The organism is Phenylobacterium sp. (genome assembly GCF_044371015.1).
In the GTDB taxonomy this organism is placed as follows: Bacteria; Pseudomonadota; Alphaproteobacteria; order Caulobacterales; family Caulobacteraceae; genus Phenylobacterium.
The window spans coordinates 1-13,008 of the sequence record NZ_JBILUK010000079.1 but is presented as its reverse complement, the minus strand read 5'-3'; the positions used below and the strand labels follow the sequence as shown (position 1 = coordinate 13,008).

Here is a 13,008-nt window from a genome sequence, read left to right as displayed (position 1 = left end):
CAGCGTCCGACCCCTTGGCTTGTGATGCGACCTAAGGCCCAGGCCGATTGACATCCATCAAAGCGCGGCCGCCAGCTTGGCCCAGGCTTCAGGCATGCAACGCGCCCTTCTACTTGTCCTGACGATGTCCGGAACGCTCGCAGCCGCCACGTCCGCTGCCGCTGAAACCGCCGAGCGGCGCGGCCAGATACTGGTCACCCGCCATTGCGCCTCGTGCCACGCGGTGGGCGTGTCGGGCGCCAGCAAGGAGCCCGCCGCCCTGCCGTTCCGCGAGATCGGACGCCGCTATGATCCCGAACAGCTGCAGGAAGCCTTGGCTGAAGGCCTGCTAACCGGGCACCCTATGATGCCCGAGTTCCGGTTCCCGCCCGAAGACGGGAAAGCGATCATCCGCTACCTGAAATCGATCCAGACCCGCCAGCCGGGCTGACGGGCCGGATCTTATCTGGCCTTAGTTGAAGACGATGACCGAGCGGGCCACCGCGCCGGTCTTCATTTCCTCGAACGCTTCGTTGACCTGCTCGAGCTGAATGCGGCGGCTGATCATGTCGTCCAGGTGCAGCTTGCCGGCCATGTAGGCGTCAACCAGGCGGGGCATGTCCACCGGGAAGCGGTTGGAACCCATCAGCGACCCCTGGATGCGCTTTTCGCCGAGGAACGCCGCGCCCATCAGGCTGATGGTCTGGCCCACCGGGATCATGCCGATCACGTTGGCGGTGCCGCCGCGCGCCAGCATGTTGAACGACTGCTCCGCGGTCACTGCAAGACCGATGGCCTCGAAGCTGTGCTGCACGCCGCCACGGGTCATCTCCAGCACGGTCTTCACGGCATCGGGGCCGCCCAGCACGAAGTCGGTGGCGCCCATCGACTTGGCCAGGTTCTCCTTACCGGGCGCCATGTCGATGGCGATAATCCGGCCGGCGCCGGCCAGCGCCGCGCCGTTCACCGCCGCCAGCCCCACGCCGCCGCAGCCGATGACGGCCACGGTGTCGCCCGGCCGCACGTTGGAGGTGTGGATAACCGCGCCCACGCCGGTCATCACGCCGCAGCCGATCAGCGCCGCGCGGTCAAGCGGCATGTCCTTGCGGATCGCCACGCAGGCGTTCTCGTGGATCAGCATCTGCTCGGCGAAGGACGAGAGGTTCAGATACTGCAGCATCGGCCCCGTGGCCGAGCTCAGCCTGGGCTCGTCGTCCTCGCGGCGCTTGGTCTCCGGCGAAACGCAGCGGGCCATGTGGCCGGTGACGCAGTGGTCGCAATGGCCGCAGAAGGCCGACAGGCAGGTGATCACATGATCGCCCGGCTTCACGCTGCGGACTTCAGAGCCCACAGCCTCGACCACGCCGGCGCTTTCATGGCCCAGCACGGCCGGCATCGGATGCGGGTACTTGCCTTCGATGAAGTGCAGGTCTGAGTGGCAGACCCCGGCGGCGGCGGTGCGGATCAGCACCTCGCGCGGTCCCGGCTTGTTGATTCGCACGTCCTCGATCGAGAGCGGCTTCCCCACTTCGCGCAGCACAGCGGCTTTCATGGCGTTCCCCTTGGTGTCGTTGCCTCTGGAAGAAACTTATCGCCGTTCAGAAGCGCGTGGGAAGCCCTAACCCGCCAAAACCGGCCGTAGCGTCACACCGCGCCGCGCAACTCCCGCTTCAAGACTTTGCCGGTAGGGCCGATAGGCAGGGTCTCGACGATCCGCACCTCGTCCGGCGTCCACCACTTGGCGACGCGTTCGGCCACGTGCGCCTTCAGCGTTTCAGGGTCGACCGTTTGCCCGCTGCGGAGCGTCACCAGCAGCAGCGGCCGTTCATCCCATTTTGGGTGGGGCACGCCGATCGCCGCGGCCATGGCCACCGCCGGGTGAGAACAGACCGCATCTTCCAGGTCCAACGTCGAGATCCACTCCCCGCCCGACTTGATCACGTCCTTGGCCCGGTCGGTCAGGCGCAGATAGCCCTCCGGGTCGATCGTGGCGATATCGCCGGTATCGAACCATCCATCGTCTGTGAACGCCGCGGCGCCGTCCTGCTTGAAGTAGGCGCTGGCCGTCCAAGGGCCGCGCACCTGCAGGGCGCCCGTGCTGGATCCGTCACGCGGCAGTTCCGCGCCGTCTTCGCCGACAATGCGAAGATCCACGCCCCAGAGGCCCCGGCCCTGCTTGAGTTTGCGGCGGGTCGCCGCCGCCCTGTCCTCGCCGCCGTGTCTGGACAGTCCAGTGTTGATGACCCCCAGCGGACTCATCTCGGTCATGCCCCAGATCTGACGCACCTGGGCGCCCAGCTTCTCCTCCACCCGGTCGATCAGGGATGCGGTCGGCGCCGAGCCGCCGATGGCCACGTTGCGCACCGTGGTCAGCTTGCCGCCGGTCTTGTCCAGGTGATCCAGCACGCCCACCCAGATCGTCGGCACGCCCAGCAGGAAGGTCGCCTGTTCGGCCACCGCCAGCTCACAGATCGAAGGCCCATCCAGCAACCGGCCCGGCAGCACCAGCTTGGCTCCCACCAGCGGCGCCGCATAGGGCGTGCACCAGGCGTTGGCGTGGTACATCTGGGCGCAGGGCAACACTGTATCCCGCGCCGACAGGTCGAAGGCGTCCGGCAGGGCCAGCGCCAGCGCATGGATCACCGTCGAGCGGTGGCCATAGAGCACGCCCTTGGGGTTGCCCGTGGTGCCCGAGGTGTAGCAGAGGCCCGAAGCCTGCCGCTCGTCCAGCTCCGGCCAATCGAAGTCCGCGTTCTGCGCCGCGAGCAGGTCTTCGTAGTTCGCCACGCCCGCCGGCGCATGGGCCGCGTCGGTCATCGCGACCACGGCCTTCACAGTCGTCATACGGGGCGCCAACGTCGCCACCTGCTCGGCAAAGCTGATATCGAACAGCAGAAAGCTGTCTTCGGCGTGATTGGCCACCCAGACGATCTGGTCGTCGTGCAGGCGCGGATTGATCGTGTGCAGCACCGCCCCGATCCCGGTGACCGCGAAATAGAGTTCGAAATGCCGATGCGTGCTCCAGGCCAGAGTCGCCACTCGATCGCCGGGTTTCACGCCCAGAGCCAAGAGCGCCTTGGCCATCCGCTTGGCGCGGATGAGCGCGTCGCGATAGCCGTAGCGATGGATCGGCCCCTCCACCGTGCGGGTCACCACCTCGGTGTCGCCGTGATAGAGCGCCGCATGCTCCAGGATCGAAGGCAGCGTCAGCGGGCGATCCATCATCAACGCGTGCATAGGCGGCCTCAAAAAGGTGGTTCGCTTCAGGCTAGCCGGTGGAGAGGCGTCGGGGAAACCAGTTTGCTCGATCTGCTGATTGATCGCTCGATTTCCGTTAGTGACCGAGTGAAGGGATCCTTGCGCTGGAGGCTGGCGTCATCGAACCACTGAAAGGATACGACGCGGCCTTCGCCCTGCGCGGCTGGCGTGACGCGACCAAGGCCGGCGCCCCGGAAGAGCTTGCGGGCCACGACCTGGCGATGCTGCGCGCTCAGATTCCGACGTTCATGAGGACGGGCCGGGTCGGTTATGTCGAACTGGCGGCCTGGAACTTCGAACTCAACGACTGGGTGCGGCTGGACGCGTTCGAGGCGCCGAGCCACGCCGTTTGATTTCCGGTTTCCACTCCAGGTTTACCGGCGCCTGCGTTGTGAACCCGCCGGCGTCACGATAGCCTTGCAACTTCAGGCCGAGACTGCGGAACCCAAATCCAAATGAAAATGAAGCTCTACTCAGGCGACCTCAGCCCCTACTCCGCCCGGGTTCGGATGCAGATCTACGCCAAGGGCATCACCGACATCACCTTGGAGCGGCCACCGAACTTCGGCATGCCCGCCTTTCGGGACGAGAATCCCATCGGCCGCATCCCGGTGCTCGATATCGATGGCGACCGGATGCCGGAATCCGATGTGATCGCGGAATATCTTGAAGAGATTTATCCCACGCCTTCGATGCTGGGCGCCACGCCGCGCGAGACCGCCCACATCCGCACGCTCGCCCGGATTGGCGATATCTATCTGATGAACAACATGTTTATGCTGTCCGCCCAGAGCCGGGCCGCGACCCGCAACGAGGGCATTGTCGAATTGCTGGGCGGTCAGGTCGTGCGCAACATCAAGGCGCTTGACCAGATGATCGGGAGGGACGGCTTCGCCTGTTCCGGCCGCGTCACCATGGCCGACTGCGCGCTGGTCCCGGCCCTGTTCATGATCGAAAACGTTCTTCCGACCGTCGGCGTTGAGGACCCGATCCCAAAGCGCGCCAACGTCGCCGCCTACTGGTCCGCGATCCAGAAGAACGAACACGCGGCGCGCGTCTTGGTCGAACTCCACCGCGGCCTGGAAGAACGCCGCGAGATGATCCGCAACGGAACCTTCGCCAAGTTGATGGCCGCGGCCGCCAAAGCCCAGGCCGAGGCCGACGCCAGGGCCGGCTAGGCTTGAAGGGTCGCTCGCGCCTCAGCCCAACTGCGACGCGATGGTGGGATAGTCGAAATAGTCGCGCCAGTAGGTGATCAGCCCGTTGTGGACTTCGTAGACGCCGGTCACAGGCAGCTCGACCCATTTGTCGCCGTAGAGGTGCCGATCGAGCCGCTCCAAGATCACCACCGGACCCGCTTCCGCCGCCCGGAGCACCTTGAACTCGTTTTCCTTGGTGGGGGCGAAGAAGGGTTCCAACACCGCGCGGATGCCGGCGGGACCGACATTCAAGCCGATCGGCGGCGGGTTCAGGTACTGACAGTCGGCCGAGACCAGCTTCAAGGCCGCGTCATAGTCCAGCGGCTCCATCAGCTTCATGAACTGCAGGACGACGGACATCGGGGTTGAGCTTGCGGTGGTCACGGATCTGCTCCCGGCTTCAGTGATCTCGCTGAGGTTCCGGCCTTCTGCGCGCACAGGCAATTACTTGGCGGGTCAATCCGGTGGGCCCGTCACCAGGGGCGTCCCATCCTCGAACCGGGCGCCGCGCGAACCTGCTTCCGCCGAGGCGGCGGAGCAGCGCCGCTCAGAAACGGCCCGCGATACGAAGCGTGTATGATCGTGTGCCAAAGCCGCCGATGGCCCGGCGGGTCTCCAGGCGGCCAAGGTTGCGATCTAAACTTCGGTCCGGCGCGTAGAACGCCCGTTCGCGGATTTCCTTCGGAAGCAGAATATCGGCGACGGTGAAGCGTATCACCATGCGCGGTATGGCGGTCGTCTCCACATAGGCGTCCAGGTTGGGCCGGTCCCAGCCCGTTTCGCGTAGCTCCCGCAGGCGAAAGAGCCGGACCTCGTCTGCGCGCTCCAGGATGGCGCCCCAGGCCAACTTCAGCGACGGAAGGGGCTGTCGCAGATCAACCGAGTAGCTCCACTCGGTTTCATCCGAAAAGCGGCGGCTGCGTCCGGTGACGGGGTCTTCAACGCGCGTGTCCTGCAGCAGGGTCCGGACCCGCAATTCGCCGCGCGGCAGGCCAACCCGATCCAGCGGAGCCAGGACATCCAACTTCACACCATAGCGACGGCCGTCGCCGATGTTTCCGGGGGCGTCGAACTGGCCGGCGACAGGGATCTGATCCTGGACGTCCTCCACCCGTTCGTAGAAGGCGCTGAGCGTAACCAAGGCCTTGGGTCCCAGCCGACGCTCCCAGTCAAGCTGCGCCCGCCAGGTCCGCTCCGGGGCCAGGTCGGGATTGCCGAGGTCGACGGTGCCGTCGAACAGGGAGACGGCGCTGGCGAACTCGGTGAAGTCCAGTTGCGCCACATCGCGCTCGAGGCGCAGTCGCAGCTGGTCGCCCGGCGACCGATTCCATGTCGCGACCATCCGCGGCTTCACAAAGGTGAAACTGCGCGCCTGTTCTGCATCGCCGGACTGGCGGATGCGGGACGTCTCCACCGTAACACCGGCCTCTACAGACAGGTCAGGCGACACGCGCCAGACGTCGGTGACGTAGGCCTCGCCCCTTCGTTCCTCCACCCGGGTATTGGCGACCGGCAGTGGCGTCGGCCGGGGTCCCGCACCCGTATCGACGGCGATGTCGAGCGCGCTATCGAGCGCATTGAAGGCGCCTTCGACGCCGATGTCGAAAGTGTGCGCTGTCCCGGCCCGGTAGGTCCAGACGGCGCGGCCGATGTACTCTCCGCTGTCAGACGCTCTCTGGATGAGCGTGCTGCGCGCGCCGCCGGCGAACGGCCGTGTCGTGTAACGCTCGTCCGACCCGGTCTCGCGGCGCGATGCCAGAGCCAGCAGCTTGACCGAACTGCGGGCCGTCAGTCGGCGTTCCCAGTCCGCGCCCAGCTCGTAGGCCAGGACCGAATCCCCAACCACCTTGCTGTCTTCCGTGCGGAGCGGGATGCCGGTTGGGCTGAAGACCTCCGAAAATGTGTGACGCCCATCCCGGCTCGGCGTTAGCTGGGCCGTGAGGTTGACCACATCATCCGCCGTCGGCCGCCAGCCCAGCCTGCCGCTGAGCTTGTACTCGTAGTAGCTGCCCTGGAGGTACTCCCGGCCGGTCTCGATCACCTGGTCGTTCGCAGCCAGGAGGTCCTTCGCGAATTCCACCCGCCCGCGACGCGCCGGCTGGGCCTGGATCGTCAGGCTGACGTCGGTGGATCCGACTCGGAAGGCGCTTGTCGCCACCACCACCGGATTGACGCTCTCACCCGGCTCAAGCACGCCGGCCTGGACGACGTAGGTGTTGGTGGCGCCCGCCTGTCGCGGTCGCAGCTGCACGTCGACGACCAGCGCATATCCGCGAAGGTCCACCGCACCGCCTGCGTGCACGTCGACTCGGAGCACGTCGCGCGCCGAGATCCGGGAGAGTTGCTCCGAGATCGGCGTCTTGGAACTGGGACGCTCGCCGTTGATCAGGACGTTGCCCGCCGCGCCCGCGAACCCGCGGCGTTCCAGACCGTTGTCGAGCGTGAAGCCCGGCACGCGCCGGACCACATCTTCGGCCGTCACCGGATTGAATGGGGCGAAGAAGTCAGGACCGTAGCTTGCGGCCCGGGCTTGCGGTTCCTCCGGCGAGCCAGGCTGGGCGGACGCCACGCAAGGCAGGCCCAGTACGGTGGCGGCGACCAGGACGGCGCAACCGCGCCGCCATCCATCAAAATGCGTCACATCCGATTCCATGAATTAGACCATAGTCTAAATCCTGGCGGACTCGTCAACCCGCGCGGTCGAGACGGAAATCCCCTCGAGAAGCACCTCGGCGAGGTCGCCGAGAAGCTCGGCGAGCGGGACACCCTGCGGATTGTGAAGCCAGTGGGTCGCAGCCCCCGCCAGCAGACTATCGAAAGCCGTGGCGAGGACCTCGGCCGGACGCTCGGCGGTGAACTCGCCCCGAGACTGTCCGCGACGCATCAAGCGAACCAGACCGGCAAGGGCTTCACGCCGCAGGTTGGGCGCTTCGCCCTCGGCGTCCAGGCCCATCGAGACCTTGCGTATCTCGCCGAAGACTTCCCGATAGATCGCCCGGTTCGCTTCAAGACCATGGCCCATCTGACGGAAGAGACGTCGCAGGAGGTCCGCCGTGGCCGTGGTCTCGTCCTTCAGGGCCCGGTCCAGTAGGTCCCTGTAGTTGTTCAGAGACCGGGCGGTGATGGCGTCCAGCACCAACGCCTTGGAGCCGAACTGATTGAAAACGGTCGCCCGGGAGAGCCCTGCGGCCCGGGCGATGTCGGCCATCGAGGTCTCGTGCAGACCCCGTTCGGCGAAAAGGGCCTGAGCGGCCTGAAGGATGAGTTCGCGGGACTGCGCGCCGTAGCTACGGGACTTTGAACCCGCCACGCCTAGGCTCCCATTCGGGCTTTGAAAACCCCGTCGGGCAGATCGCCCGCACGGCTTGGATGGATGAAGAAGTAATCCTTCCAGGGCAGCCCCTCGACCAGGGTGGTGCGCTCCTCCAGTCGGTCGGCGTTCAGCGCGAACATGCGGTACCCGCGCCGCCGAAACAGCGCCACCACCGCCTCGCCGGAGCCGCCGAACCGCGCCTGCAGCATGTCGGGATGGATTTCGAGCAGCACGTGCGGATGGTCCCGGTCGATCAGGCCGGCCGCGCCCTCCAGGGCCTTCTGCTCGGCGCCTTCGATATCCATGCGGATGAAGTCCACCCGCTCGATACCCGCATCGCGGCAATAGGCGTCGAGCGTCAGCACCGGCGTCGGCTGCAAGTCGGCGCCACGGTCGTCCAGATCCGGTCGCGCCGGGCCGTTTGGTCGCGTCTCGGCCACGTAGGCATAGGCCCGCCCCATCCGGCCGGAGGTCTTGCGCGGGGTCACCAGCAGCAACTCACCCGGCCGATCCGCGACCGCGGCGTGCACCGCGGTCACCTGACCGCCCATCCGGTGCCAGGCGATGCAGGTGGTCAGCACCTCGAAGGCGAACGCCGAGGGCTCGAAGGCCGTGACCCGCGCGCCCGGCGCGACGCGCGTCATCACATAGGTGTGCCGTCCGTCGCTCGCGCCCACATGCAGACAGACCGGCGCGCCTGTCAGCAGATCGGCCAGATACGGCGTCTCGGGCTCATGCTTGGCCCAGGTCCGGTTGCGTCGCCAGGCGCGGAACGCATGGGCCAGGACGCGAAGCGAAGGCATCGGATCTCCCGTGCGGACGGCGCCGGTCACGCGGCGTCGCGCAGCACCGTCATCATGTAGTTCACGTCGGTATCAGCCGATTCCGTCCATCGACCGCTGAGCGGGTTGAACACCACCCCGAACGGTCCGTCCATCGTCACCGGCGTCTCCGCGAGGAACCCGCGCAATTCGTCCGGCGTCAGAAACTTCGACCAGTCATGGGTGCCCGCCGGCAGCCAGCGCAGCACATACTCCGCACCCACCTTGGCGAGAGCGAAGGCCTTCAGCGTGCGATTGAGCGTGGCGACAATCATCAGGCCGCCCGGCGCCAGCAACGCCGCGCAGTCGCGCAGAAACGCGCCCGGATCGGCCACGTGCTCGATCACCTCCATGTTGAGGATCACGTCAAAGGCCGGCTCGCCCGCCGCCAGCAGAGCCTCGGCGGTCGAGGCGCGATAGTCGATCTCCAGCCCCTGCTCGGCGGCGTGCGCCCGCGCCGTGCCGATGTTGCGCTCCGAGGCGTCCACGCCGGTCACCTGAAAGCCCAGCCGCGTCATCGGCTCGGACAACAACCCGCCGCCACAGCCAATGTCGAGCAGCCGCAGCCCTTCGAACGGCCGCCGCGCGGCGCCATCGCGCCGGAATCGGTAGAGCGCCTGGTCGCGGATGAAGGCCAGCCGCACGGGGTTGAATCGATGCAGCGGCGCGAACTTCCCCTTGGGGTCCCACCATTCCGCGGCGATGCGGGAAAAGCGCTCCACCTCGGCGGGGTCTATGGAAGATTGGGCGGTGAGGGCCATGGGTCAGCGTATCAGCACGACTTCCACCCCAAGGTCCAGTTCCGGCCTCTCCCGTCGCAACCCCGTTGTGTGCGCCCCACACCGTCGTTAGAACGGCGCGCTTTCGTTTCAGAGGGGTGGGCCCGCTCGTGTCGCGGCTGGTGATGAAGTTCGGCGGCACGTCGGTGGCCGATCTGGAGCGCATCCGGCGCGTGGGCCGGCTGGTCGCGGCCGAGGTCGCGGCCGGCCATCAGGTCGCCGTCGTGGTCTCCGCCATGGCCGGCAAGACCAACGAGCTGGTCGCCTGGACCGACGGCGCCGGCCCGGCCGCCGAGGGTCTCCCGCCTTCAGATGACGAGTACGACGTCGTCGTGGCTTCCGGTGAGCAGGTCACCGCCGGCCTTCTGGCTATGACCCTGCGCAACATGGACCTCCCCGCCCGTTCCTGGATGGGCTGGCAGATCCCCATCATCGCCGACGACGCACACGGCAAGGCGCGGATCGACGACATCCCGCCGGAGAAGCTCGGCGCCGCCTTGGACGCCGGCGAGATCGCGGTGATCGCGGGCTTCCAGGGCGTGACCCGCGACAACCGCATCGCCACGCTGGGCCGCGGTGGATCTGACACTTCGGCCGTCGCCATCGCCGCCGCCCTGGGCGCGGCCTGCGACATCTACACCGACGTGGACGGGGTCTATACGACCGACCCGCGTATCGAGCAGAAGGCCCGCAAGCTGGCCAAGGTCTCCTATGAGGAGATGCTCGAGATGGCGTCGCTGGGCGCCAAGGTGCTGCAGACCCGCTCGGTCGAGCTGGCCATGGCCTATCATGTGCCCGTCCGGGTGCTTTCCAGTTTTGTCGAGCCGGGCGAAGCGCCGGGTCAGGGCACCATCGTGTGCGACGAGGAGGAGATCGTGGAGAAGCGGATCGTGAGCGGCGTGGCCTACAGCCGCGACGAGGCGAAGATCAGCCTCTTCGGCCTGCCTGACCATCCGGGCGTGTCGTCGACCATCTTCGGCGCTCTGGCCGACGCCAACGTCAATGTGGACATGATCGTCCAGTCCAAGGCCCGCGCCGCCGACGTGGCCAACATGGAGTTCACCGTCGGCAAGCGAGACGCCCAGCGCGCGGTCGAGATCGTCCGCTCTGTGCAGGGCCAGGTCGGCTTCGAGGGCGTGGCGGTCAATGACGACGTGGCCAAGGTCTCGGTGATCGGCGTCGGCATGCGCAGCCATACCGGCGTCGCCAAGCTGATGTTCGAGGCGCTGGCGTCCAAGGGCGTCAACATCCAGGTGATCTCGACCTCGGAGATCAAGATCAGCGTGCTGATCGACGCGGCCTACACCGAGCTCGCCGTGCGGGCGCTGCACGCGGCGTACGGGCTCGACCAGCTCTGAGCTAGAATGGCGCGGATGACACTCCGCTTCGTCGACTTCCGGGACCTCACCGCCGAACAGCGGGCGGATGCCGCTCGTGTGCTCCGCGACGCCTTCGCCCACATGCCCGACGCGTTCGACGGCGAATTCGACGCAGAGGTCGACGGCTTCTTCGATGATGAGGATCGCGAGGCGTTCGCCGCCTTCAGTGGTGAGACCCTGCTGGGCTGGATCGGCCGCATTGAGACCTACGATCACGCCTGGGAACTGCACCCTTTGGTCGTCGATCCGGCCTGCCAGCGACGCGGGATTGGCGCGGCGCTGGTCGCTGAGCTGGAGGCCCGGGTGAAGGCCGATGGCGTGCTCACCCTCTATCTCGGCACGGATGACGACTTCGGCGGCACCAGCCTGGCCGGCGTCGATCTGTTCCCCAATGTCGCCGGTCACATCGCCGGTGTGCGCGAAAGCTCGCGCGGCCACCCCTTCGCCTTCTACCAGAAGCTAGGCTACGAGATCGTCGGCCTGATCCCAGACGCCAATGGTCGGGGGAAGCCCGACATCTGGATGGCCAAGCGGCTCTGACGCAGGCAGGTCAGAACAGCCTGTAGGTGATGAAGATCCCGCCGGAGGCCTGGTCGCGGGAACCTCGCTGTTGCACCCTCGGACTGTCCGCCGCGTCGCCGAGCAGGCGCTCGAAGCCAACGAAACCGACCACCGATAGCTTGGGGGCGATCGGCGCGATCAGCATCATGTTCAAACCTGCCGCCTGCAGTCCCCCGGAGGGCCGAAAGACCGGCAGCCCCGTGGCTGCCGCTTGCGAACCATCCACGCCGAAATAAGCGCGGTTCACCCTTGAGGTCACAAACGTCATCTTGGGCCCGGCCGACGCCAGGACCGGCCCTGCCGCCGTGCGCATGATCGGCGCCGTGAGCGCTGCGCCCAGTTCGGTGACGCCCCCGCCATGACCGCCGATCACGTCCTGTCCGGCCGTGAGCCGCAGGGAAAGGGGTCCCCGTCGATAGCCCAGGAATCCACCGGCCTCGAGCGACGGATCAACCTCGCCCAGGCCGATCAGCGCCCGATTGTCATCCTCTTCCTGCCCGAACCGGAATCTGGCCAGCGGCCCGGCGGAAAAACCATTGCGCTCGACCAGGGCGAAGGACACGCCCTCCTGGACCGACGCCTCCAGTTCATCGCCAAACTTGACTGAGACGTAAGGCAGTGCGCGTACGCGGTAGTCGGCCGAGCCCCGGAAGTCGGGCGTGACCAGCCCCCCGCCTCCAACCTGAACCTGCCAGCCGTCCGGCTTCGCACCCCCGCCCGGACCTTGCGCCCAGGCCGGCGGCGCAACCCCCAGCGCACAGGCGATCATCAGTCCTTGAACCCGCACTCGCACTCCACATCGCCCCCCGGCCTGACGGATGCGTCCCGCTCCATCTTAAGTGGGGTCTCGGGTCCAGGTGCTCAAGCCGCTCAAGTGACGCGGCGCTTCCTTGGCGAACCGCCAAGATCGCGGCGCGCCCAGTGGGCCCGGGAGGCGACCGCTTGGTGCAACCCACGAGACCAACTTGACACCACGACAGGGTTGGATATTAGTTTATCTCTAAACCATATGTCGGTGGCGCCACGGCCGCCCGCACAGGACCGATCAACACAGGAGCTAGACGCCCTATGCGCCCTCTCTATCTGGCAGGCGCCGCCCTGCTGCTGTTTCAGGCTTTCGGTATTTTCCTGCCTATGCAGATCTTGGGCGCCGCCATCGACTGGCCCCAGAGTCTGGACTTCCCCGCCGCCCAGGTGCTTCCGCTGATCCAGGCCCAGGAAGGACAGGTACGACTGGGCTATGGCGTCTATCTCGCATGGTCTCTCACCTTCGCCGCCAGCGCCGCCCTGATCGTGGGTCTCGCCCGGGGAGATCGCCCCCTGAGCGTTCTCGCCGCCCTGGCCGTCGGGTTAGGAGTGGCCTCCGCCCTGGCCCGCGCCATCGGCATCGTTCGCTGGCTGACGGGCTCCAGCGCCCTAGCCGACGCCTACGCCGCCGCCCCGGTCGGCTCTCCGGAGCGCATCGCGATCGAAACCACACAGATGGCGCTCAATGCCTACGGCGGGTCGGTGGGCGAGGACCTCGGCGTTTCAATGTTCGCCGCCCTCTGGCTCGCCGTCGCCGGGGCCGTAATCCTGAAGGACAAGGGACTCCCGGCCTGGCTGGGCTGGACCGCCTTCCCCGTGGCCCTCATCGCGGCAGCCCCGGCCACGGCGCTCGTGGGTATGGCTTCCCCGGTCGATGTGGTCATCGCCACCACGGGCCTGTTGCTTTGGGTG

Annotated in this window: 14 protein-coding genes; 6 read left to right on the top strand and 8 right to left on the bottom strand. The window is 66.9% G+C overall.

Going from position 1 to position 13,008, the window contains the following annotated elements; genetic code table 11:
• The first annotated feature begins 94 nt into the window (after nucleotides 1-94).
• Nucleotides 95-430 carry a c-type cytochrome gene (locus ACIQ3R_RS08720; RefSeq protein ID WP_397417418.1) on the top strand — a complete coding sequence of 112 codons (336 nt, stop codon included), beginning with the start codon at nucleotides 95-97 and terminating at the stop codon, nucleotides 428-430.
• Between the two features lie 21 nt (nucleotides 431-451).
• Here the strand turns inward: ACIQ3R_RS08720 and ACIQ3R_RS08715 are convergent, their stop codons facing one another.
• Nucleotides 452-1,531, bottom strand: coding sequence for a Zn-dependent alcohol dehydrogenase (locus ACIQ3R_RS08715; RefSeq protein WP_397417416.1), 1,080 nt, complete (start codon nucleotides 1,529-1,531; stop codon nucleotides 452-454).
• A gap of 92 nt (nucleotides 1,532-1,623) precedes the next feature.
• Nucleotides 1,624-3,216, bottom strand: a complete 1,593-nt coding sequence (locus ACIQ3R_RS08710) for a long-chain-fatty-acid--CoA ligase (RefSeq protein WP_397417414.1) — start codon at nucleotides 3,214-3,216, stop codon at nucleotides 1,624-1,626.
• Between the two features lie 242 nt (nucleotides 3,217-3,458).
• Between ACIQ3R_RS08710 and ACIQ3R_RS08705 the strand changes: the two genes are divergently transcribed.
• Together ACIQ3R_RS08705 and ACIQ3R_RS08700 are read left to right on the top strand one after the other, a co-directional pair.
• Nucleotides 3,459-3,590 carry a hypothetical protein gene (locus ACIQ3R_RS08705; protein WP_397417412.1) on the top strand — a complete coding sequence of 44 codons (132 nt, stop codon included), beginning with the start codon at nucleotides 3,459-3,461 and terminating at the stop codon, nucleotides 3,588-3,590.
• A gap of 102 nt (nucleotides 3,591-3,692) precedes the next feature.
• On the top strand, nucleotides 3,693-4,415 hold the full coding sequence (locus tag ACIQ3R_RS08700) for a glutathione S-transferase family protein (protein WP_397417409.1): 723 nt from the start codon (nucleotides 3,693-3,695) through the stop codon (nucleotides 4,413-4,415).
• A 21-nt stretch (nucleotides 4,416-4,436) separates the two neighbouring features.
• On the opposite strand, the gene ACIQ3R_RS08695 is transcribed toward ACIQ3R_RS08700, so the two are convergent.
• The 5 genes from ACIQ3R_RS08695 to ubiG form a co-directional block, all read right to left on the bottom strand.
• Complete coding sequence (locus tag ACIQ3R_RS08695; RefSeq protein ID WP_397417406.1) at nucleotides 4,437-4,820, bottom strand: limonene-1,2-epoxide hydrolase family protein; 384 nt, start codon at nucleotides 4,818-4,820, stop codon at nucleotides 4,437-4,439.
• A 163-nt stretch (nucleotides 4,821-4,983) separates the two neighbouring features.
• Complete coding sequence (locus tag ACIQ3R_RS08690; RefSeq protein WP_397417403.1) at nucleotides 4,984-7,077, bottom strand: TonB-dependent receptor domain-containing protein; 2,094 nt, start codon at nucleotides 7,075-7,077, stop codon at nucleotides 4,984-4,986.
• Nucleotides 7,078-7,104: 27 nt separating this feature from the next.
• On the bottom strand, nucleotides 7,105-7,746 hold the full coding sequence (locus tag ACIQ3R_RS08685; protein WP_397417401.1) for a TetR/AcrR family transcriptional regulator: 642 nt from the start codon (nucleotides 7,744-7,746) through the stop codon (nucleotides 7,105-7,107).
• A 2-nt stretch (nucleotides 7,747-7,748) separates the two neighbouring features.
• Complete coding sequence (locus ACIQ3R_RS08680) at nucleotides 7,749-8,552, bottom strand: FkbM family methyltransferase (RefSeq protein ID WP_397417398.1); 804 nt, start codon at nucleotides 8,550-8,552, stop codon at nucleotides 7,749-7,751.
• 26 nt (nucleotides 8,553-8,578) lie between these two features.
• Nucleotides 8,579-9,331, bottom strand: a complete 753-nt coding sequence (gene ubiG, locus ACIQ3R_RS08675; protein WP_397417395.1) for a bifunctional 2-polyprenyl-6-hydroxyphenol methylase/3-demethylubiquinol 3-O-methyltransferase UbiG — start codon at nucleotides 9,329-9,331, stop codon at nucleotides 8,579-8,581.
• A gap of 128 nt (nucleotides 9,332-9,459) precedes the next feature.
• Between ubiG and ACIQ3R_RS08670 the strand changes: the two genes are divergently transcribed.
• Nucleotides 9,460-10,707 (top strand): aspartate kinase, encoded by a 1,248-nt coding sequence (locus tag ACIQ3R_RS08670; RefSeq protein ID WP_397417393.1) that lies wholly within the window; start codon nucleotides 9,460-9,462, stop codon nucleotides 10,705-10,707.
• A gap of 15 nt (nucleotides 10,708-10,722) precedes the next feature.
• Nucleotides 10,723-11,268 (top strand): GNAT family N-acetyltransferase, encoded by a 546-nt coding sequence (locus ACIQ3R_RS08665; RefSeq protein WP_397417390.1) that lies wholly within the window; start codon nucleotides 10,723-10,725, stop codon nucleotides 11,266-11,268.
• Between the two features lie 10 nt (nucleotides 11,269-11,278).
• Here the strand turns inward: ACIQ3R_RS08665 and ACIQ3R_RS08660 are convergent, their stop codons facing one another.
• A complete protein-coding gene (locus ACIQ3R_RS08660; protein WP_397417387.1) occupies nucleotides 11,279-12,076 on the bottom strand; it encodes a MipA/OmpV family protein in 798 nt (265 codons plus the stop codon).
• A 281-nt stretch (nucleotides 12,077-12,357) separates the two neighbouring features.
• Here ACIQ3R_RS08660 and ACIQ3R_RS08655 point away from each other — a divergent pair.
• A partial coding sequence (locus tag ACIQ3R_RS08655; protein WP_397417385.1) for a DUF4386 family protein occupies nucleotides 12,358-13,008 on the top strand: 651 nt, incomplete at its 3' end.